We start from the raw sequence: 22,047 nt of genomic DNA, 5'->3' as shown, positions 1-22,047 counted from the left end.
ACTTATTTAGGTTAGCTCAGGCTCAAAATGCGGGGACCTAGGTTTTTTTGGTATTTAATGAAACAAACGAAATGGCAATCTGAACAAACGTTTATATCAGCATTCTCCTCATCGTACGATAAAGCAGTTCCGTACCCTTCGCAAGATCTTCCGGCGTGGAATATTCTGCTGGATTGTGGCTGATACCGTCTTTGCAGCGGACAAAGATCATACCGTAATCACATGCATATGAGAGCATTAAGGCATCATGGAAAGGACCACTCATGAGCTCCGGTGTTTTCAGCCCCATCTGTCCGCTCTCGCTGTGCATGATCTTCTTAATCCAGTCGGCACAATAGCGCGGCTCGCTGTTCGTATCTTCCTGAATCTCGTAGTTCAGCTGATACTTTTCGCAGATCTTCTCTATTTCCCGCCTCAGCTGTTTCTCATAACGGTCGCGCCGGTTTTGATCAATATCACGGAGGTCCACAGTAAACGTGACTTCTTCAGCAATAATGTTTCGTGAGTTAGGAAAGACCTGGACGTGGCCAACGGTTCCAACCGTTGGTGCGTCTGGTTCCTGCTGTACAATCCGATTGAGAGCCAGTGTGATCTCAGAAGCTCCAAGCATGGCGTCCTGGCGCATTGCCATCGGAACGGATCCCGCATGCCCGGCAAATCCCTTCAGCTTAACCGTCCACCATAAAGGACCAGAAATTCCGGCCACCACACCAAGCGGAAGATTCGATTTATCCAGTACCGGACCTTGCTCAATGTGAAGTTCCAAGAAAGCGTGAATGCTGCCGGGCTTATACTGCGACTCATGAAATTTTCCGGGATCACATCCGAAGTCACGCAGTGCCTGTTCTCTACTAATCCCGTCCTGATCTTTACGCGTTAAATCCCCTTCATCCAGCTTGCCCAAGATTCCTCTTGACCCAAATAAACCCCTGTTGAACCGCCAACCTTCTTCATCACAAAATGATACGACTTCGATTGGCCGATCTGGGGTTATCCCTTGTTCCTTGAGTGTGGCAACGGCTTCAATTCCTGCCAGTACACCTGCAGGTCCGTCATAACGCCCTCCATATGGCTGTGAATCCAGGTGAGAGCCAATCATGAGGACGGGGGCTTTATTGTCCTTGCCTTCCATTCTGCCGATCAAATTTCCAAAATGATCAATCCTGACCGACATCCCTGCTTCTTCCATCCAGGTTCCAACAAGTGTAAATGCTTCTTTTTCAATTGAAGAAAGGGCCGGCCGGCATACACCCGTCTCACCGATCTTTCCGATTTCAGCCAGCGCTTGCAAATGGGTATGCAGCCGTTCACTATTGATCTTCAACTGTTCTACTTTCATCGTACGCGCCTCCTTTATTAACGAACAAAAGGCTGCTGTTACTGACTCAGCAACGTTTTTGCTTTGTTACTCTGCAGGTGTCAGGTTTCTTTGCTGATGAAACAGGATGGAAGAGAAATACTTTCTGGCATCTGCCGTTTGAAGATGCAAAACTTCTTTTTCCTGCCCTGCAGCCCCTGTTCGCTCAAATTCTACCGCAGCGCCATCCAGGTTCTCAGTCACTCTCGTCACCCTGAATCCCCGATAGAGCAAAAAATCTATTTTTTCTTTTTCCTCAAAATATTCTTGTGACGCTGACATAGAACAGCCTCCTCTTTATGAATATTCCTATTTATTATTTTGACAGGACTGCCAGTTGTTTCTGTCCTTCCGCATTGAATCGTTTCCGTTTAATGTAGCGGCCCTTCCCGAGCTCCCCTACAAATGCTTTATCTTTGATGACAAACTCACCTCTGGATAATACTGAAACCGGTTCGCCCGTGATTTTCATTCCTTCAAACGCATTATAGTCAACGGCCATATGATGTGTTTTTTCTGAAATCGTGCGTTCTGCTGCAGGATCGAAAATGACAAGATCCGCATCGCTTCCGACAGCGATCGTTCCTTTTGCAGGGAACAGCCCAAACAGCTTGGCGGAACGGGTTGAAACAATATCTACAAATTGGTTCAGCGTGATCCTTCCTTTTTTTACGCCTTCAGAAAAGAGGACTGAAAACCGGTCTTCAATAAAAGGGCCGCCGTTAGGTATCTTCGTGAAATCTCCTTTCCCGAGGTCCTTCTGCCCTTTAAAATCAAACGAACATTGGTCAGAGCCAAGCGTTTGAAGCTGCCCATTTTTCAACGCATTCCATAATGATTCTTGATGTTTCTTTTCCCGGAGTGGAGGAGACCAGACATATTTAGCCCCTTCAAAATTCGGCCTCTCCATTTCGGATTGGTCCAGCACAAGGTATTGTGGACAAGTTTCTCCATAGACGTTGAAGCCTTTTTTTCTCGCCTCTGCAATCTTTTCCACCGCTTCCTGACAGGAAACATGAACCACATACAGCTGAGAGCCAGAAAGGCCGGTCATCATGCAGGCTCGTCCAGTAGCTTCGCCTTCCAGTTCAGGCGGCCTCGTTAAGCCGTGATAGATGGGATCCGTTTTGCCTTCTTCCAGAGCTTTTTTCGTCAGAAAATCGATCACATCCCCGTTTTCTGCATGGACCATAACGAGTGCTCCCTGCTCCCTAGCCATAACCAGTGTCTTAAACAAGGTCTCATCATCTGCCTGAAGCACGTTCTTATACGCCATGAATACTTTAAACGACGTTATTCCTTCTTCTTCAATAACCTGCGGAATCTCCCTCATCACATCGTCGTTGATTTCACCGATCATAAGGTGAAAGGAATAATCGATGACCGCTTTATCCCTTGATTTCTTGTGCCATGTTTCAATGGAATTCTTAAGCGGAACCCCTTTGTCGGTTAAACAAAAATCAATGACTGTGGTCGTTCCTCCATATGCTGCAGCAATTGTACCTGTCTCAAAATCATCCCTGCTAACCGTCCCGCCGAACGGCATCTCCAAATGGGTATGGGGATCGATGCCGCCCGGAAAAATATAACACCCTTCTGCATCGATGACCTCCATGCCCTCGCTTGGAAGGTTCTTTGCGATCATTGCGATTTTGCCGTCCTCTACGAGGACATCTGCTACATAGGTATCAGATGCGGTAACAATCGTACCGTTCTTTATTACTTTTTTCATTTTGCTGCCTCCCTCTCATTATCTTTATATCCAGCCAGTACAGCCTGGCGTTCGTTCCAAGTCATCGGCGGCTGCTCCTGAGGTAGTTCGATCATGTCGATCGCACCGTCCTCCGGACATACAATCGAGCAGAGGTTGCAGCCAACACAATCATCTTCACGAACTTCCAAATACTTTTGTCCGTTAGGATCTGTCAGCATGTCAATACATTGATGGGAAGTGTCCTCACAGGCAATATGGCATTTGTTGCAATTGATGCAAACGTCATTGTTGATGCGGGCCACAATTCTGTAGTTCAGATCCAGGTTGCCCCAGTCTGAATAGCGTTCTACTGATTTTCCGATGATTTCCTGAACAGAGGAGATTCCTTTCTCGTCCAAATAATTGCTTAATCCGTCGATCATATCTTCCACGATGCTGAACCCGTGGTGCATGGCTGCAGTACATACTTGAACCCCGCCTGCACCCATAAGCATAAATTCCACTGCATCCCGCCAAGCAGAGATGCCCCCAATACCCGAGATGGGCACATTGATATGCGGGTTCCTTGCGCATTCGGCCACCATATTAAGAGCGATTGGTTTCACGGCCGGACCACAATATCCACCGTGCGCTCCTTTCCCGGCCACATGAGGGATGGTGTTCCACGTGTCGATGTCCACACCAGCCAGACTGTTAATGGTATTAATCATGCTGATCGCATCGGCTCCGCCTTGAACAGCTGCTCTGGCTGTAACCGTAATATCCGTTATGTTTGGGGTCAATTTAACGATAACCGGTGTTTTTGCCGCTTCCTTCACCCACATCGTCTGTGCTTCAACAAGATCGGGTTGCTGGCCTGACGCCGCTCCCATTCCTCGTTCAGCCATACCGTGTGGACAGCCAAAATTCAGTTCCAGGCCATCGACACCAACATCCTCCACCCGCTTGACGATTTCATGCCATTTCTCCCTATTCGGCTCTACCATCAAAGATGCGATGATGGCGTGGTTTGGAAACCTCTTCTTGGTTTCATAGATTTCTTTTAAGTTCACTTCCAGCGGGCGGTCCGTAATCAATTCTATATTATTGAACCCTGCCACTTTTTTTCCGTTAAAACCGACGGCCGCAAAACGTGCTGTCGTATTGATGATCGGCTCACCGAGTGTTTTCCATACCGCTCCACCCCAGCCTGCTTCGAATGCCCGCTGAACCTGATAGCCCGAGTTCGTCGGTGGAGCAGAAGCCAGCCAAAATGGATTGGGCGATTCAATCCCTGCAAGGTTTATACGCAAATCTGCCATATAAAGGCCCTCCTAAATGATTTTTGAAAAACAGAGTGGATGGCTACGCGGTCTCAATAATGGAATTCTTTAATGCCTGATGGATGGAATAAGCTGTCTTTTTCCCTTGTTGGGCTGCTGTTACAACCATCGCTTCACCTTGTCCGTCACCAAAAATAACATCACCCGCAGCGAACACCTTTTCATTGGAAGTTTGATAAGTTTCGAGATTGACTTTGACCGTTCCCCATTGATGTTCGAGGCCAAAGGACTCAATCAGATCGGTATATCTTGTCTGCCCGATGGCTTTAATCACAACATCAACTTCCAACAGGAATTCAGACCCTTCAATCGGAGCAGGTCCTCTTCGCCCGTCGGCGCCAGGTTCGCCAAGCTGCATACGGATGCATTCCAACTGCTTTACATGTCCTTTTTCATCTCCAATGATTCTTTTCGGGGCGGTCAACCACCGAAATTCCACATTATCCTGCTTGGCAAATTCAAACTCAAAATCGTAGGCGGTCATTTCCTCCTGTGTCCGGCGATAAAGGATTTTAACATTTTCCGCACCCAGCCGGACGGAACACGTCGCTGCATCAATGGCTGTATTGCCGGCGCCGATCACCGCTACCCTTTTGCCAATATAAACTTCAGAAATTTCTTTTGTCTTTGTTTCTTCAACAAACTGAATCGCATCATGAACACCAACCAGATCCTCTCCATCAATCCGGAGCATCGGAACCTTGGACATGCCCACTGCAAGGACTACAGCATCATAGTTTGCAAGTATTTCTTCAGGTTGTATATCTCGGCCGATCATCGTATTCGTTTTTATTTTCACACCGAGTTTTTCAACTTGCTGGACTTCCCAAAGAGAGACCTTTTGCGGCAGGCGGAATGAAACAATACCATACGTATTTAGTCCTCCTGCCTTTTCTTTTGCTTCGAAAATGGTAACTTCATAACCGAGAAGAGCAAGTTCACGGGCGGAAGACAAGCCGGCAGGGCCTCCACCGATTACTGCCACTTTTAAGCCGTTTTTCTCTCCAGCCTTAAACAATGTCTGTTCGTTCTTAATCGCCCAATCGGTAGCATACCGCTGAAGGTCACCGATCATGATCGGTTTAGTGGAGTCATTAAGTACACAAGCTCCTTCACAGAGCTCCTCAGTCGGACAAACCCTTGCACAACTAGCTCCGACGGGGTTGGACTCCATGATGGTCCTCGCTGAACCTTTTAAGTTTCCGGAAGCGATTTTTTTAATAAACGATGGGATATTGATTCCCGTCGGACAGGCTTGAATGCATGGAGCGTCATAACAGTATAGGCATCTGTTCGACTCATCCCTTGCCTCTGCAGGAGTTAATCCTGATTTTACCTCGTCAAAATTTCGCTGAAGATCCTGAAGTGCTATAAACGCTCGGGTTCCGTTACTCATCTCGTGCGCCCCCTCTATTCATTGGAATTAAGGCAAAAGTGTGGTCATTTCCTGATAGGTTTCAGGTCGCCGGTCTCTGAAAAATTGCCATGTGTTTCTTACTTCGCGGATCAATTCCTTGTTCATCTCACCAATGACCACTTCGTCCTGATCACGGCTTCCCATGGCCACAAAGCTTCCACGCGGGTCACAAAGGTACGACTGACCGTAAAATTCCCCAAGGTTCCATGGGCCTTCTGTACCGACTCGATTGATCGCACCGACGTAATATCCATTAGCCACCGCATGAGCCGGCTGTTCGAGCTTCCATAAGTATTCCGAAAGGCCAGCGACTGTGGCAGAAGGATTAAAAACGATTTCAGCTCCGTTTAACCCCAGCAGTCTGGCCCCCTCCGGAAAATGGCGGTCATAGCAAATATAAACCCCTACCTTGGCAAACGCAGTGTCAAATACCGGGTATCCCAGATTACCGGGCTTAAAGTAATATTTTTCCCAGAATCCGTTGCCTTCATGGCCAACATTCACTTGCGGAATATGATGTTTTCGATATTTGCCAAGGTAGGAGCCGTCTGCATCAATCACTGCAGCAGTATTGTAATAGGTTGCAATGCCTTCTCTTTCATAGATTGGAAGAACGATGACGGTACCCAGTTCACGAGCCAATGCCTGAAAGCGGCTGGTCGTTGGGCCGTTCGGAATTTCCTCCGCGGCATCATACCACTTGGAATTTTGCTCCGTACAAAAATAAGGACCATAAAAAATCTCCTGCAAACAGATCATTTGAGCTCCTTTTTCTGCGGCTTCCTTTACGAGTCTGATGTGCTTCTCAATCGCCTGTTCTTTGTGTACCGAAACGGATTCATTTCCATCTGCTTCGTTGGAAGCTTGAATGAGACCAATCTTAACCACGTTTGACATCATATCTCCCCTTTATTAAATTGGATGGTGAACTGGAAATACAAATCGAATGTGAAAGCTTAATCGATGCAAAGTGAGGCATGAAACAAAAATTTCATGTAAGTGGAAGGGTAGTTCGTCTTACTTACTATCATTCGCCATGAGCACTATGTAATCATTCTAAATTTTTGAATATTTTTACTATACATGCATTAAAATAATTTTTCATCATACATACCGTCAAATTGTAAAGCGGCGATTTTGTTACACCTCGTTAAATTCAGTATGAGGGAAACATCATGGCTCCTGTGAAGTGGGAGCCATGATGTTCGCTCTAAAGGGTATAAATAGCTTCTTTCAACGTTTTTACAAGAAAAGCTGCATCCTCATCTGTTATATTCAGAGGCGGCGCAAGAGTCAGCACATTATTAAATCCTGAGACTGTATCGCCATTTTTGCCGATCAGCAGCCCTTTCGCTTTGCACGCGCCGATTACTGCATTCACTTGGTCAGCAGGCAACGGCTCTTTCGTTTTTTTATCTTGAACAAGCTCAATGCCGAACAACAACCCTTTTCCACGGACGTTTCCAACAAGAGGATGTGCTTCCAGATCAATGAGCGCTTTTAAAAGGTCTTCTCCCTTCTCTCGAGAGCGCTCAATCAAGTTTTCCTTCTCCATGATCTCCAAGTTCTTCAGTGCAACTGCACAACAAGCGGGGTTGCCGCCGAATGTATTCACATGTCGAAAGTGATCATACTCCCCTTCTCCTTTAAATGATTCATAAATCTCACGTTTTACGGCTGTTGCTGACAGCGGAAGGTAGGAACTTGTAATCCCTTTTGCCATAGTGACGATATCAGGCTGTACGCCATAGTTCATAAAACCGAACGCTTTACCCGTTCGCCCAAACCCGTTGATGACTTCATCAGAGATCAGCAGCGCCCCGTGTTTTTCACAGATGTTTTTTACTTTTTTCATATAGGAATCATGCGGTATGAGAACACCGCCTCCTGTGATGATCGGTTCCATGATAACACCGGCAATGGTCTCAGAAAGCTCCCATGTCATCACACGGTCAATTTCTGAAGCACAATGTTCACTGTAAGACTCCGCATTATGGTAATCCGGAAACCGGTAACTGTCAGGCGGAGCAACATGAATAAACCCCTGTCCGAGCGGTTCATATTTGTATTTTCGCTGAGCCTGCCCGGTCGCGGCGAGAGCTCCCATCGAGTTTCCATGGTATCCCCGGTAGCGCGCGATGAATTTATATCTACCTTGCTCGCCTTTCTGCTGATGGTACTGCCTGGCGATCTTAAAAGCGGCCTCATTTGCTTCTGAACCGCTGTTTGAGAAGAAAATAACATAATCTCCACCAAGCCACTGGTTCAGTTTTTCACCAAGTTCAATGGCTGGCTGATGGCTTTGGGTCAGGGGATAATACGGCAGCTCTTTTAATTGGGCGTAGGCTGCTTCCGCAAGTTCTTTTCTGCCATAGCCAACATTCACAGACCATAGCCCAGCCATACCGTCCAGGTATTTTTTCCCTTCATTATCGACGATCCACGATCCGTCAGCGGATTTTACGACCATGGTTGAAGGATTATACCGTTTCATCGAATGCCAGATGTACTGTTCATCTTTTTGCTGCAGTTGATCCTTCTGCTCAATTTGCATCACAGTCTCTCCTTTCAGATTATACAAAACGGGAGGTGATCATCTTTTTTCTAGTGAAAAAGTTAAGTCCGTCCTTGCCGTTTGCATGAAGATCTCCATAGAACGAATCCTTTGCACCGGAGAACGGAAAGAATGCCATTGGTGCCGGCACCCCGACATTCACGCCGAGCATGCCCGGCTCTGCCTCCTCACGGAACTGCCGAACGGCCTTTGCATCCTGTGAATATAGGGTCGCAGAGTTTCCAAACCTTGATTTGTTGACGATCTCCAAAGCTTCCTCCAAATCCGCAGCACGAAGAATACTCAGAACGGGAGCAAACAGTTCTTCCCTTGCAATCGTCATGTCTGCTGTTACTCTGTCGAAAATCGTTGCTCCAAGGAAGGTTCCATCTGCATGATTTCCCATATCCTCCCTTCCATCCCGAACTAAAACAGCACCTTCTTCCTTGCCCTTTTCAATCAATCCTAATACTTTTTCACGATGGCTATGGCGGATAACCGGAGTCAGCAACACATCATCGTCTAAACCGGACCCCATCTTCATTTCGTCGGCTTTTTCCTTTAACGCCTGAACAAAAGTATCCTGATGTCCGACTAAAACGACAGCACTGCACGCCATACAGCGCTGGCCCGCACTCCCGAACGAGGAACTGAGTATATTTTGGACAGCTTTGTCGAGTTCAGCATCCGGCATGACGATGTGATGATTCTTTGCCCCTGATAATGCCTGAACACGTTTCCCTTGAGCTGCTGCTTTTTCATAGACATACTTCGCCACCGGCTGGGATCCAACAAATGAAACCGCTTTCACATCTTCGTGCTCGATCAGTCCATTAACGACATCATGGGCCCCGTGGACAATATTAAAAACTCCTTCCGGCAATCCTGCCTCAGAAAGCAGCTCTGCCAGACGGTTAGCCAGAATTGGAGTACGTTCTGAAGGCTTCAGCACAAACGTATTTCCGCATGCGATCGCCAGCGGGAACATCCAGCATGGAACCATCATCGGGAAGTTAAACGGAGTGATCCCTCCTACAACCCCGAGCGGGTAACGGAACATCTCAGAATCAATATCTTCAGCAATGCTTCCAAGGGATTCACCCATCATCAGAGAAGGTGCCCCACAGGCGAACTCAACACATTCAATGCCGCGAAGCACTTCGCCATGTGCTTCTTTAAAGCTTTTCCCGTTTTCCATCACAACGAGTTGAGCCAGCTTCTCATGATTTTCTGTTAACAGCTGCTGATATTTAAACAATATTCTGGCGCGCTTCGGCACGGGAACCTTCTTCCAGGTTTTGAACGCTTCTTTTGCGGCCTGAACCGCCTGTCCTACCTCTTCATTTGTTGAGATTGGGACACTCGCCAGCACTTCTCCAGTAGCCGGGTTAGGGACATCAAGGAATTCAGAGGCTGAGGAATCCACCCACTTGCCCTTTACAAAATTTTTGAGCGTTTGGGCTTTATTCGTCGTCACTGTCACAATAAAAACCTCCCGTATCCATTTTTTAAATATTCTAAACTTTCTCTATTCCATTATAACCCGATAACTGCGGACATTCATTAGACATATCGTAAAATCATTTACCTGATACGTATACATAACGGTAAATAAAAGAGGCTGAGCCCCAATCTCTATGTGGAATTGGGGTTCAGCCTCTAAGGCAGTTCCAGGTATTCATGTGCCATTGCGGCAAATTCCACAGCCTGGCGCTTTCCGGGTTCCATAAAATCTTTGCCGAGCAGCTCCTCCAGCTGCTTAATCCTGTGGTACAAGGTCTGCCTGACAATATATAGCTGACCTGCTGTTTCTTGTTTGGATCCACCGCACATCAGAAAGACCTTCAGTGTGGTCAGAAGCCTTGTATTATTTTTTGCGTCGTACTCAATCACCGGTCTGAGATAATCTTGAATAAAATCTTCGAGCTCGTGCTTGTCCTGAATCATGGAAATCAGGCGGTACATATGGAGGTCATCGTATAGCGGACTGATTTTCCCGTTCGGCAGTTTGGTTTGAACCATTAAAGCCTTCAGGGCTGTATTATAGCTTTTATCGAGTGATCCGAGCCTGTTTATCCGTTTGCCGACCGCCATAAAGAGGGATGGTAGCTTTTGATTTTCCCTTGCCAGAAGAATCCCTTGGCGCACCCTTTCTTTGTAAGACATGACTTCCCTTAAGTTGATGAGGATAAAAATGAGATGGTCGCTTTTTACATAGGGGAGAATATAAAAACCGAGCGGTTCGAAAATGGACCTGATAACAATCTGTATATATGGATATTGTGTTTCAGAGACACCTGCCTCTCTATTTTCCATTTCTACACAAAAAACAGATGCTCCTTGATGCCGGCCCTTCATCCCCAAGTAACTGAGATGCTTTTCGATCTCATCGTCACGATGGCGGCCTTCCAGCCACTCTTGCATCCAGGTGTTTTCTTCCGCCCTCTTTTTTTCAGCAGCATACATCTCCCGCAGAAGCTGGTTGGCCAATGCGGTAGCTGTCCTGTCTGCCAACAGGACGTGCAGATCAGTCATGGGCCGATCTTTCGAACAGAGAATCAACTCTGCAAATGGATGGTCCAGCACCTGAACGGGCTGCCTTACTACAAAAGAGGTTTCCTGTTCCTGTTCAATAAAAACAAGCAAATTTTCCTGTTCTGAGGAATCCAGGGCAGGGACTAGTGTCACATTTTTCTGGCTATGTATAAAAACCACCTGCATGTTAGTGGAATTGTGAAGAAGATTCAGTATGTTTTCCTGAGGATTTGGGCTCAGCAGAATCTGATTCAACGCTTGTGAAAAACTCTCAAGCTTTGTGATCATCTCATAATGCTGCTGGATGAGATAGGTATGCAGGTCTTGGGTAATATCAATGAAACGGACTTCTTCTTCAAACAGGATAATGGGAAACCCGTGCTTTTCAGCTGTTTCAAGAATGCATGAAGGCACAGCCGAGAGCTGGGTTCCAAGTTCGATGCACAAACCAGAAACATTTAATTCAATAAGCTCCAGCACAAAAGAAAGAAAGACTTGCTCGTTGTCTTTCCATGCCATGCCCGTCGAAAGAATCAGCTCATTTCCGTTCAGGAGATTTCCGATCTGTGTGACCTCCATCACATGAACCCATTTGACCAGACGGTTCAGTCCCTTGCTGCCGGCAGCTATTTTCGCCTTGGAAAAGGTGTTTCTCTTCAAAACATCATTCATCGTAATATTCAGATGCAAAACGATACCGGCACCCCATTTCTGTCGGAATTTACTTATTATTCATTCTTTTATTTTACAACAGTCCTTGCCGGGAGGCACTTTCTTTTCAAAAAGAAAAGACCTCTTGTTCTAAAAGAGGCCCTTAGGCTTTGCTTTAGGGAATGGCATAGATTTCTACGGTAAATTCTTGATCGTTTGTTTTTTCCGGGTTTGCAAGGTAGATGTCGTCCACAGTTTTTATATCCGTTGTAGATCCGTCTCTCAGATCATTAAAAATGGTCTCATCGAAGCCGAATTTGTCATCATGCATTACATCAAACTGTGCGCCTGCCGGACCTGAGGTGACTTTCCATTGGAGTTTGCTGGCATAGGCAGGAATGTTTTTCAGTGAAAAATTATCGCTGGATCTATGATCCTGTCCGGGCTTGGGAGTACCATAGGATGAAATGGTCCCCACTTTTACAGGAGCTTTTACTTGTACGTAAAACGGATCATTGTCCAAAATCCGGTCATACGCATACCATGCCGCCAGCCATCTTCCTGTCGCATTATTGGATTCCTTTGGAATAAGTCTTACCGAAAACCAATCCTGCCCATTGGTCGATGACCCTTCCCAAGTTGAAGCAAAAGGAAATTCATCGCACTCCTTTCCCGTCCGATCTTCATCCTTAAATTCCTTGTTGCAGACGGATCTCGTCTTTGCCCGGTTTTGTGCATATTCCTCAGGATGCCTTTTCGTATACATACGTGTCAGCGGGCGGTCCCCCAATGCTCCAGGTATTTTTTTCCCCAGCTTATAAGGTTTCGTCTTCTCTGGTTGATCCATGGCAAACTTCCAATGTTCACCCGCTTCTTTTAATGGAGCGAACCCTGGCTGGGTGACGGGTACATTCAATACCGCATCTGTTTTACTGAATATAGCCCCCTGCCAAAAATGCTGGTCGGGAAAAGCAAACATGTATTTTGCTGAATCAAACCGGACTCTCTGTTTGATTCCATCGATCGTTTTAGTAAATTTCCTGGGTGCATGCTTTATAGTGAGTTTGGGCCAGAAATCCATGTATCCGATTTGATCCGGGTTATTATCAGTGGCCGGGGGAGCGTCTGAAAGGAAAGTTTTCAAACCATAGTTTGTGTTTTTCCACTGGGCGATCGTACGTTCTATGGCTGGGGTCTTTGAATCGGGTTTGCAATCACCTGGATTGATTTTAGCCTGACAAACGAGGTCGATTTTCAGTTTTGCACCGTTTAATGAAGGGTTGGTAACAAGAATATCATCAATGCTGTAATAGACTCTCATTTTCCGGCTCTGATTAGATCCGTATCCGATTTCAGTAAACTGAATTTGCACACCGTCATACGTACAAATACCAAAGCGGCATGACCTTGGTATCTGGTATGTAGCCACATGGGACCAGCAGAAAGAGTAATGATTTTTAATATAACCTGTTTCTGATCCGCTGGATGGGTTGTTTCTGCACTCTTCCACGGTACTGATATGATCATAATCGAATGCCGGCGGCTCCCAGCCCAATGCAGTGAACCTTGGCGGTCCCATCTTTGATTCATAAACAGAACTGCTTTGCTTGTCTTCGTTTCTAAGATCCTCTAACGTCTGAACCTCTTTTTCTGTTTTTTCCTTTATTGATTTCTCGCTGTACCTTTCAACAGATTTCCCTTCCTTCATGAGCTTTGTTGCCTTTTCCATGTTTGCTCCTCGAAGCCAATAACCGCCTCCTTCTGGATTGGATTGTGCCTCTGCTGGTGTAATAAGGCCCATGATCAAAAATAACATGAGTGAAGCGGAAACGATCAGCCTGTACGATCTGGACATTTCATAACCTCCTCTATTATTTTGATTTGGAAATTAGGATTTAATAGTTCCTCCACATATCGGCCTATTGTTTCCTTTTTTACATCTCCCAAATCGGAGACATGTTACTATACAAATCTATCATTTACAATACATCCCATAGAAAATACTTCCAAAATACTAATGGAGTTTTTTAAGATATAAGGAACTGGGTAGATAGGTGAACGGCAAATGTCATACTTAAAAAGCATTCTCCAATAGAAAGGGAGAATGCTTTGCTGAAAAATTATTTGACCCATGAACCGACAATGGGGTATCGGTATGCCCGCTCATTTAAAGCTCGCACAATGCCCATTAAAGGCGCAATGATAGCCATTAATCCAAAAACAATAAGGAATGGCAAGCCGATGAGCACCCATGAGAAAAACGCCGAGATACCGATTAACAACCCGATAACAATGTGGAAGAGCGCAGCTTGCAGTGCCAGGCTTTTAACCTCCCGATCGGATATGAGCAGGTAAACGATGAGCGGAACCAGCAACGGCGCAAACCAAGTACTGGCGTGAATAAGAATTCGAAGTCCTTTATGTTCCAATTATCAAAATCTCCCTTTTCAACAGTAATAGAGTATATGGTTAGTTTATAAGAATTTTTCCCTTTTGCAACTCGCCTCGAGTCCAATTTTACGTACGCCTCAAGACCTAGGGCTATAAGCAGCATTAGCCTGCTGCTGCCAGGACTGCAGCTGCTCCAACCCTTTGCGGTCGTTCAAAAGCTGTTCCGCAAGAGCTGTTCCTTTGGCTACGGACTGGGTATGCCCAAGTATATAGAAACGGAGCCCGGCGTTAAGAACGACCTGATTACGATATGGAATAAGCTTCTCTGACCTTTCGCCTGCCAGTACACTTTCGATGATTGTAGTTTGCTCAGCTGGAGTAAGTCTCTCTTTGTTTATTTCCTTTGCATGCTTTATTCCATAGTCTTCCGGATTAATAATGATCGATTCACTTTTCTCCTTGGTTACTTCATATATAAAGCTGCTTCTGTGTACAGGAAGATCTTCTGAACCTTCCGCCCCTTGTACGATAAAGGCTTTTTCATAGTTTAACTGCTGAAGACTCGGTATGATTTTATTGACTGCGGTTCGATGAAAGACACCAAGGATAATGTATGCTGCACTCGAAATATCCAGGAGCTTCTCAACCGTATTCATAATTGTCCTCACGCCGATTTCTTTGCGTATATCCCTTAATGAACTGAGCGGTGGACAAAGCTTTTCCGTCCATCCAAACCCGATCGCTGTTCGATCAAGCGAAGACTCTATTTCTTTTAAATTCTGAGCGACCGGAACTTTTAGATGCTCCAGTATGGTTTTTAATGAAGTTCCGTGTTTGGGAGGAAGCGATTCATCAGCATGCAAAAATACCGGCAAACCCTGCTGCGATAAAAGAATGCTCACAGGAATTGTCGCCGCAAATGAGTTTCTGCCGTTATAAGGTCCTGCACAGTCAAGTATCTTTCGGGTATTCCGAGTCAAATGCCCGGTATGGTTTCGGAACTCGTGAATAAAAGCGAGAAGTTCATCCGGAGTTTCCATTTTTATGCGTTCAGCCATGAAAAATGCGGCGATTTGGGCATCTGTTGCCTCCCCTTCAGTAATACAGGCAGCCGCTTTCAGCGCTTCTTCATACGTCAGGTCTTTAGCCCCCCGCTTGCCTCGTCCAACTTCTTTAATCCATTGCTGCATATCCGACACCTCTCATATCTGTTAATTTTAGAATTATCTCATTTTTCACCGTGAAAATAAACCCTAATAAATCTCCAATGAATTTGGCTGATCAGGGTTAAATATAAAAGAGATTCTTATAAAGAATCTCTTTTGTGTTTCCTTTATAGCATTCCGAGCATCTTTTTGGTTGCCGGACCCACAATCCCGTCAACTTTCAGTTTCTTTGCTTTCTGGAACTTGCGGACAGCCGTATCGGTATTCTTCCCGAAGATGCCGTCGATTCCCTTCGTGCTGTATTCTTTATTGGTAAGAGTTCTCTGCAGCTCTTTCACTTCAGTTCCTTTGCTGCCTAGCTTGAGGTTTACAGAAGAGTTCGCAGGAAGTGACGATGATTTCAGACCGTATGCAGCGGCGATGAAGTCATAAGATTTGCTCGAACTTACGATAACAACAGGTGTATTGACTTTCACTTTGCTGAAAAGCCACTGTACTTCGTTGTTGTACATTCGGATGCATCCGGCACTCGCATAGGTTCCAATGGAGCCCGGGTTGTTGTTTCCGTGAATAGCATAAGTGGTCCCCCATGTCCCTCTGGCATTCAGTCCGAGCCAGCGGTTTCCAAGCGGGTTCCTCGGATCTCCACCAGGAATATGGCCCGAATAGTATGGCCTGTTGACGATTTTGTTTACAATTTTAAACTTACCTTCAGGCGTAAATGATTTTTGCCGGCCTGTAGCTACTTTGAACACACTGTTCAGCCTGCTGTTTTCATAGTATGCCAGCTGATTCTTCGATTTGTTGATGATAATGAATTGGCTTGCTCCGGCTGCACGGGCAGGCTGGGCAAAAAAAAGCACAAAACTGAACGTTAAGAGGAGCACTAAAAGTTTCTTCATCTGTTCCCTTCCTTACTTTAAATTTACGTTTGTCGCCAAACAATAAATCATATGCTCCTCAGCAGGAATAAGATTACATTTTTTACAATTTTATTTCATTTTAATTAAATTCAAATGGCCGTCACTTATTTCATTTGGAAAGAAGTCATTGATAATCTGGGGAAATGAACTTATCCTTAGATAAACAAGAGGTTGAAAGGAGAAAATGATGAGCACCTATACGAAACAGCAGAACGGCATCTTCCCCTCCGTCTGCCCTCTGGATTGTCCGGATCAATGCGGTCTGATTCTCCATAAAACAGATGGAAAAATAATAAAAGTTCAGGGAGATCCAAACCATCCGGTTACAAAAGGGAACATTTGCAACAAGGTAAGAAATATGCCGGAACGAATCTATGATTCTAACCGGCTTACCACTCCTTTAAAACGGAGCGGCCCTAAAGGTTCCGGGCAATTTGAGCCCATTACCTGGGAAGAGGCGATTGGCTCCATCACTTCCAAATGGAAGAATCTGATAGCAACTGAAGGCGCTGAAAGCATCCTGCCCTACAGTTTTTATGGCAACATGGGAATTTTGAGCGCTGAAGGTATGGACAGGCGTTTTTTTCACCGGCTGGGTGCCAGCCGTCTGGACCAGACCATCTGTTCTGTCGCAGGTTCTGTCGGCTACAATTACACCATGGGCGGCAGTTTTGGAATGGATCCTGAAGACACCATTCATTCCAAGTTAATCATCTTTTGGGGAATCAATGCGGTCAGTACCAACATGCATCAGGTCGCGTTGGCACAGAAGGCACGAAAAAAAGGTGCAAAAATTGTCGTGATCGATGTGCATAAAAACCGGACCGGTATTCTGGCAGACTGGTTTATTCCCATCCTTCCGGGCACCGACAGTGCACTCGCCCTAGGCTTAATGAACATTCTTTTCGAAAAGCGGTTTGCCGACCTCGAATTTTTGCGTAAATATACAGTAGGCTATGAAGAGCTTCAGGAGCATGTTAAACAGTATGATCCCCATACCGTATCTGCCATCACCGGTGTCTCTGTGGAAGAGCTCCAAGAACTTGCAGCATTGTATGGCGGAATTTCACCGTCATTCATACGCATCGGAAACGGTCTGCAGCATCATGACAACGGAGGCATGGCTGTGCGTACCATCGCATGCCTTCCAGCCATAACGGGGCAATGGCTAAAAAAAGGAGGAGGCGCGATAAAAGGAAACTCAGGCTACCTTGCTCATAATAAAGCTGCGGTTCAACGGCCAGATCTGCTAAAAGATAAAGAGACACGCGTCATCAACATGAACCAGATCGGAAATGCTCTGCTTGACGCAAAGCCTCCCATATCCTCGATGTTTGTATACAATTGCAATCCGGCGGTTGTAGCTCCGGAAGGCCAGAAAGTACGCAAAGGGCTGGAAAGGGAAGATCTTTTTTTAGTGGTTCACGATCTCTTTCTGACCGAAACGGCAGCTTATGCAGACATCGTACTGCCTGCTACCTCATCGTTCGAGAACACGGATTTTTACACGTCCTACTGGCACAAATATACACAGATTCAGCTGCCGGTGATCGAACCCTTCGGAGAAAGTAAATCCAATCCCGATGTCTTCCGCCTTCTGGCCGGAGCGATGGGCTTTGAGGAGGATGTGTTCAAGGATTCGGATGAGGATATGATTGATCAGGCATTCAACCATCCAGCCAATCCTTGCCTTGCGGACATCGATCTCCAAATGTTAAAGACAAATCAGTATGCTAAAGCAAAGGACTCATCCCTATTTTCAGGGCCATTACCGACACCGAGCGGTAAAATAGAGCTTTTATCCAAAAGGATGGAGGAAGATGGCTATCCGGCACTGCCGACATATATCCCGCTGATATCCGACGGTGATCATCCCTTCTTGTTCGTACCGGGGCCAAACCATAATTTCTTAAATTCGACGTTCAACAATAACGAAAAACATATACACCTAGAAAGAACACCTCAACTTCATCTTAATTCAATGGATGCCCAAGAGTTGAAGGTTGAAAATGGAGAAATGGTTCGGATTTGGAATGACCGCGGAGAATGTTTCCTTCAGGCAGCCGTTGGTGACAATGTATTGCCTGGTGTGGCCGTTACCCAGGGCCTGTGGGCCGATCTGCCGGGGACAAAACAACTCGTCAACACGCTGACCCCGGACCGAATTGCGGATATGGGCGGCGGGGCAACCTTCTTCTCTGGTCGCATCAGCATTGAAAAAATGAGACTAATAGGAGGAAACGATGTATCAGAGCAGCATCCGGCCAAAAAATGATGACCGAAAGAACGTCAATACGACCTTGAGCCAGTCACTGTATAAAGAATTAAAAGCATTGGCAGCAAAGCTTGACAGACCTGCAAACGACCTTTTAGAAGAAGGCATGCGGCATGTACTTGAAAAATATAAAAGTCAAAGGATTCCAAAGTAAGATAAAAAGGATGTACGCCCCAGGTGAGGTGTACATCCTTTACTTGCTTTTGACCGATGAAATATATAATGAGAGGTTGAATTCCTGAATTCCTCGTGTATTTTTGCTCGTGATTCTACACTGTCTGCGTCTGCAGGAGCTGATAATAATCTCCTTCACCGGCGACCAGCATTTCATGGCTGCCTTCTTCCTGAATTTTTCCTTCTTTCACCACAATAATTTTATCGGCGTTTCGAATAGTCGATAAACGATGAGCGATGATGATGGTTGTGCGGTCTGTTGATAACTTATCCAGTGCAGCTTGTATGGCGTACTCAGTTTTAGTGTCCAAAGCGGATGTCGCTTCATCCAAAATTAAAATCGCCGGGTCCTTTAAGAACATGCGGGCAATGGAGATTCGCTGCTTTTGCCCTCCGGATAACTTCACACCCCGTTCCCCAATCATCGTATCAAGCCCTTCCGGAAGGCTCTCAATCAATTCTTCAAGCTGCGCACTTATGATCGCATCAAAAAGCACCTCTTCACTTGCTTCAAAGTCACCATACATGATGTTGTCTCGAATGGTTCCATCAAATAAGTAAATATCCTGCTGCACGATTCCGATATGGCTCCGCAAAGATTGTAACGTTAAATCGCGGACATCCATCCCATCGATGGTGATCTTTCCTTCTGTTACATCATAAAAGCGGGGGATTAAACTGCACAGCGTCGTTTTTCCCCCTCCTGAAGGACCGACCAGTGCCAGTGTTTCTCCAGCTCGTACATTGAAAGAAATATCTTGAAGTACATGCTGATCTGTTTCGTAATCAAAGCATACATCTTTAAAGGTAATATCTCCACGGAGGCTTTCCACTTCAATTGCATTTTTCCTATCTTTGATCGACGGCTCCAGATCAAGCACTTCAATATAACGCTTAAACCCGGCATAGCCTTTCGGCAGTAATTCCAAAATCTGGTTGATATGCTTGATCGGCGCGATGAAGACATTCGACAGCATCACAAACGCCACGAATTCTCCGTATGTCATTTGGTTGTTAATGACATACCAGGAGCCGCACCCTAGGACGAGTATAAGGATCACTTTCATCAAGGCAAAGTTGATCGAACTGCTCCAAGCCATAATTTTATATGCCACCAGTTTGGCACTCCGGAAACCTGCGTTTGTATTTTTGAATAAATTAATTTCGTGCTCTTCTTTGGTAAACGATTGCACAATACGGATTCCGCCGATATTGTTTTCAATCCGGGCATTGTAGCCTGCAATCTTTTCATACATCGTGTGGAAGGATTGCGACATCTTTTTGCTGTAAAACAAAGAAACAAAAATGATAATCGGGATCGCTACGGCTAAAAGAAGCGCAAGCTGCCAATTGATGTTGAACATAATGGCAAACGAACCAAGAATCGTCATCATCGCGATGAAGAGATCTTCCGGTCCATGGTGGGCTACCTCACCAATGTCCATCAAGTCATTCGTCAGACCGGAGACAAGGTGACCGGTTTTATTATTGTCAAAAAACGAGAAAGACTGCCTTTGCAGCTTGGCAAACAAATCTCTTCGCATATCCGTCTCTATACCAACACCGAGCTTATGGCCGAAGTAGGTAACCACATAGTTCATAAATGTACTGAGGATAAAAACAAACAGCAGTACAATACACGCAATCGAAATCCATTTCCAATTATTGGTCGGCAAAAGGTCGTCAATGACGCGGTTCATCGCTAGCGGAAAGGCCAGCTCCAGCAAGGCCACAAAGACCGCACAACTAAAATCTAAAACAAACAGCCCTTTATATGGCTTATAGTACGAGGCAAATCGTTTAATCGTATCGATGGATGCCCCCTCCTTCTTGCTGAAAATAGGAATCTCAAAAAATTGAGAAGGAGAAAATTCTGCTTCTACTATCATCCTATCCTGATTGAGAATAATAATCAATTATAAGATACAAAAACAACCTTTACAAAAGTCCGCCTTCTCTTGAAGTATAGATTCTCACGCTGCAAACCCCTCCTTCTGGCTAAGGGAGGGGTTTACGATATTTATACCTACTAAGCAGTACATCTATGGTAAGGGGCTAGGGGCAAATAAACAGCCTCCATGCCTTCCCCACCTTGCATAGAAGATCATTTGTTAATTGTAAAGTTTGATATTTTCTCTTTTTTGTCTCCCAGACGGCTGAAAATAAATGCGAGAATAGAACCAGAAATATTGTGCCATACACTAAAAATCGCACTCGGTACAGCAGCTAATGGCGAGAAATTAGCTGTTGCAATGGCTACACCCAATCCGGAGTTCTGCATCCCTACTTCCATTGCCACAGCCTTTTGTTTTGCTAAATTCATTCCAAAAAGACGGGAGAGGAAAAAACCAAGCAAAAAGCCCAATACATTATGCAGGATAACGACAGCAAAAATAAGCGGCCCTGTGGTGGCTAGCTTAGCCTGACTGCCTGCTACTACACCAGCAACAATCAAAACAATAGCGACGGTAGATACAAGGGGCAATACCTTTACACTCGCTTCCGCCTGTCTGCCAAAGAATTTCTTAATGAGAAACCCGAGGGCTAACGGAATGATGACCACTTGAAGAATAGAAACAAGTAATGACCACATATTGATGTCCACCCACTTACTTGCTAGCAGCAATATAAGCAGCGGAGTCACAATGGGTGCAAGAATGGTTGAAACCGATGCAATGGACACAGCAAGGGCCACATCCCCTCTTGCCAGAAAAACCATAACATTCGATGCCGTTCCACTTGGACAGCATCCTACCAGGATGACGCCAACAGCCACTTCCGGCGGCAGGTCCAGCCCCCAAGCCAATAAGAACGCCAATCCCGGCATGATGATATAGTGACAGACCACACCTATCGCTACATCCTTTGGCCGGCGGAAAACTTCTTTAAAATCTCCCGCGGACAATGTAAGTCCCATCCCAAACATTACAATTCCTAACAAGGGAACTACATAGCCTCCAATCCAATTGAAATTGGCGGGGAACATATAGGCAATAATTGAAAAAAGAATAACCCAAAACGTAAATGTTTTCCCTGCAAAAGAACTGATCTTTTCGATAATCATCATAAAGCCCCCTCACTATTATGTTCTGTTCTTCCCTGTTCGTTGGATGGAGCTGTCATCAATACTGTCATTCAAAATACACCCTTTTCCCACGTTTTAAATGTGTCGTCTATTCCATAAAAAAACTCTTCCTCAAAGGAAAGAGTAAATGATTTTTTTCATAAAAGATCATGTGATTCTTTCCTATCTTTGCTTTCAAGCCTCAGCTTGCTGGATTAGGCAAAATAAAATGTGTTGCCAAGGCTTCAAACGGCCAGTCCCTCCACCTCTCTTGATAGATAAATCAAACATATGGAATTTTCTTAACATTTTAAATATAGCAATCATACTAAAGAACTTAAAACCTGTTGTCAATACACATATTCATACGTTTTTATGAGGATTTGGTAATAAAGCCAGACATAACAAAGGCAACCCTCCCTTACCAACAGGGGTGTGGTTGCCTCTTGTTATGACTATATAAAGATTGTATGCCACCTGTTGCTCAGCGGGGCAGCTGATCGC

Annotated in this window: 17 protein-coding genes and 1 riboswitch; of the genes, 2 read left to right on the top strand and 15 right to left on the bottom strand. The window is 45.4% G+C overall.

From position 1 onward, the window contains the following. Positions 1-91: 91 nt before the first annotated feature. From ABHN01_RS22150 to ABHN01_RS22090, 13 genes are all read right to left on the bottom strand, one after another. Positions 92-1,339, bottom strand: a complete 1,248-nt coding sequence (locus ABHN01_RS22150; RefSeq protein WP_429877327.1) for a M20 family metallo-hydrolase — start codon at positions 1,337-1,339, stop codon at positions 92-94. A gap of 66 nt (positions 1,340-1,405) precedes the next feature. Further along, on the bottom strand, positions 1,406-1,639 hold the full coding sequence (locus ABHN01_RS22145) for a hypothetical protein (RefSeq protein WP_429877326.1): 234 nt from the start codon (positions 1,637-1,639) through the stop codon (positions 1,406-1,408). A 34-nt stretch (positions 1,640-1,673) separates the two neighbouring features. Further along, complete coding sequence (hydA, locus tag ABHN01_RS22140) at positions 1,674-3,089, bottom strand: dihydropyrimidinase (protein WP_429877325.1); 1,416 nt, start codon at positions 3,087-3,089, stop codon at positions 1,674-1,676. Beyond that, entirely contained in the window at positions 3,086-4,372 is a 1,287-nt protein-coding gene (preA, locus tag ABHN01_RS22135; protein WP_429877324.1) for an NAD-dependent dihydropyrimidine dehydrogenase subunit PreA, read from the bottom strand. The genes hydA and preA overlap by 4 nt, the downstream gene beginning before the upstream one ends. Before the next feature lie 43 nt (positions 4,373-4,415). Continuing rightward, on the bottom strand, positions 4,416-5,789 hold the full coding sequence (locus ABHN01_RS22130) for an NAD(P)-dependent oxidoreductase (RefSeq protein WP_429877323.1): 1,374 nt from the start codon (positions 5,787-5,789) through the stop codon (positions 4,416-4,418). Between the two features lie 27 nt (positions 5,790-5,816). After that, positions 5,817-6,707 (bottom strand): nitrilase-related carbon-nitrogen hydrolase, encoded by an 891-nt coding sequence (locus ABHN01_RS22125; RefSeq protein WP_429877322.1) that lies wholly within the window; start codon positions 6,705-6,707, stop codon positions 5,817-5,819. A 313-nt stretch (positions 6,708-7,020) separates the two neighbouring features. After that, positions 7,021-8,364, bottom strand: a complete 1,344-nt coding sequence (locus tag ABHN01_RS22120; protein WP_429877321.1) for an aspartate aminotransferase family protein — start codon at positions 8,362-8,364, stop codon at positions 7,021-7,023. A 19-nt stretch (positions 8,365-8,383) separates the two neighbouring features. Beyond that, positions 8,384-9,847: a CoA-acylating methylmalonate-semialdehyde dehydrogenase gene (locus ABHN01_RS22115; protein ID WP_429877320.1), complete on the bottom strand. Its 1,464-nt coding sequence runs from the start codon at positions 9,845-9,847 to the stop codon at positions 8,384-8,386. Between the two features lie 176 nt (positions 9,848-10,023). Next, positions 10,024-11,589 carry a PucR family transcriptional regulator gene (locus tag ABHN01_RS22110; protein WP_429877319.1) on the bottom strand — a complete coding sequence of 522 codons (1,566 nt, stop codon included), beginning with the start codon at positions 11,587-11,589 and terminating at the stop codon, positions 10,024-10,026. Positions 11,590-11,725: 136 nt separating this feature from the next. Beyond that, positions 11,726-13,405, bottom strand: coding sequence for a NucA/NucB deoxyribonuclease domain-containing protein (locus tag ABHN01_RS22105; RefSeq protein ID WP_429877318.1), 1,680 nt, complete (start codon positions 13,403-13,405; stop codon positions 11,726-11,728). 265 nt (positions 13,406-13,670) lie between these two features. Next, the gene (locus ABHN01_RS22100) at positions 13,671-13,979 is read right to left on the bottom strand and encodes a DUF4870 domain-containing protein (RefSeq protein WP_429877317.1); all 309 of its coding nucleotides are present in this window, start codon (positions 13,977-13,979) and stop codon (positions 13,671-13,673) included. A gap of 99 nt (positions 13,980-14,078) precedes the next feature. Then, on the bottom strand, positions 14,079-15,131 hold the full coding sequence (locus ABHN01_RS22095; protein WP_429877316.1) for an anthranilate phosphoribosyltransferase: 1,053 nt from the start codon (positions 15,129-15,131) through the stop codon (positions 14,079-14,081). A gap of 143 nt (positions 15,132-15,274) precedes the next feature. Continuing rightward, the gene (locus tag ABHN01_RS22090) at positions 15,275-16,009 is read right to left on the bottom strand and encodes a L,D-transpeptidase family protein (protein WP_429877315.1); all 735 of its coding nucleotides are present in this window, start codon (positions 16,007-16,009) and stop codon (positions 15,275-15,277) included. Between the two features lie 208 nt (positions 16,010-16,217). Here ABHN01_RS22090 and ABHN01_RS22085 point away from each other — a divergent pair, with 208 nt between their 5' ends. Both ABHN01_RS22085 and ABHN01_RS22080 read left to right on the top strand, forming a co-directional pair. Beyond that, positions 16,218-18,305, top strand: a complete 2,088-nt coding sequence (locus tag ABHN01_RS22085; RefSeq protein ID WP_429877314.1) for a molybdopterin oxidoreductase family protein — start codon at positions 16,218-16,220, stop codon at positions 18,303-18,305. Beyond that, positions 18,274-18,459: a ribbon-helix-helix domain-containing protein gene (locus ABHN01_RS22080; RefSeq protein WP_290400599.1), complete on the top strand. Its 186-nt coding sequence runs from the start codon at positions 18,274-18,276 to the stop codon at positions 18,457-18,459. Before ABHN01_RS22085 ends, ABHN01_RS22080 begins: the two co-directional genes overlap by 32 nt. 115 nt (positions 18,460-18,574) lie before the next feature. Here the strand turns inward: ABHN01_RS22080 and ABHN01_RS22075 are convergent, their stop codons facing one another. Together ABHN01_RS22075 and ABHN01_RS22070 are read right to left on the bottom strand one after the other, a co-directional pair. Next, positions 18,575-20,368, bottom strand: coding sequence for an ABC transporter ATP-binding protein (locus ABHN01_RS22075; protein WP_429877313.1), 1,794 nt, complete (start codon positions 20,366-20,368; stop codon positions 18,575-18,577). A gap of 215 nt (positions 20,369-20,583) precedes the next feature. Continuing rightward, complete coding sequence (locus tag ABHN01_RS22070; RefSeq protein ID WP_429877312.1) at positions 20,584-21,546, bottom strand: bile acid:sodium symporter family protein; 963 nt, start codon at positions 21,544-21,546, stop codon at positions 20,584-20,586. Positions 21,547-21,723: 177 nt separating this feature from the next. Then, positions 21,724-21,824: riboswitch (SAM riboswitch) on the bottom strand. Positions 21,825-22,047: the final 223 nt, after the last annotated feature.

Source organism: Fictibacillus sp. NRS-1165, from assembly GCF_050468105.1.
GTDB lineage: Bacteria > Bacillota > Bacilli > Bacillales > Fictibacillaceae > Fictibacillus_C > Fictibacillus_C terrinigri.
The sequence above is the reverse complement of the archived record's forward strand: the minus strand, read 5'-3'. Positions and strand labels throughout refer to the sequence as shown.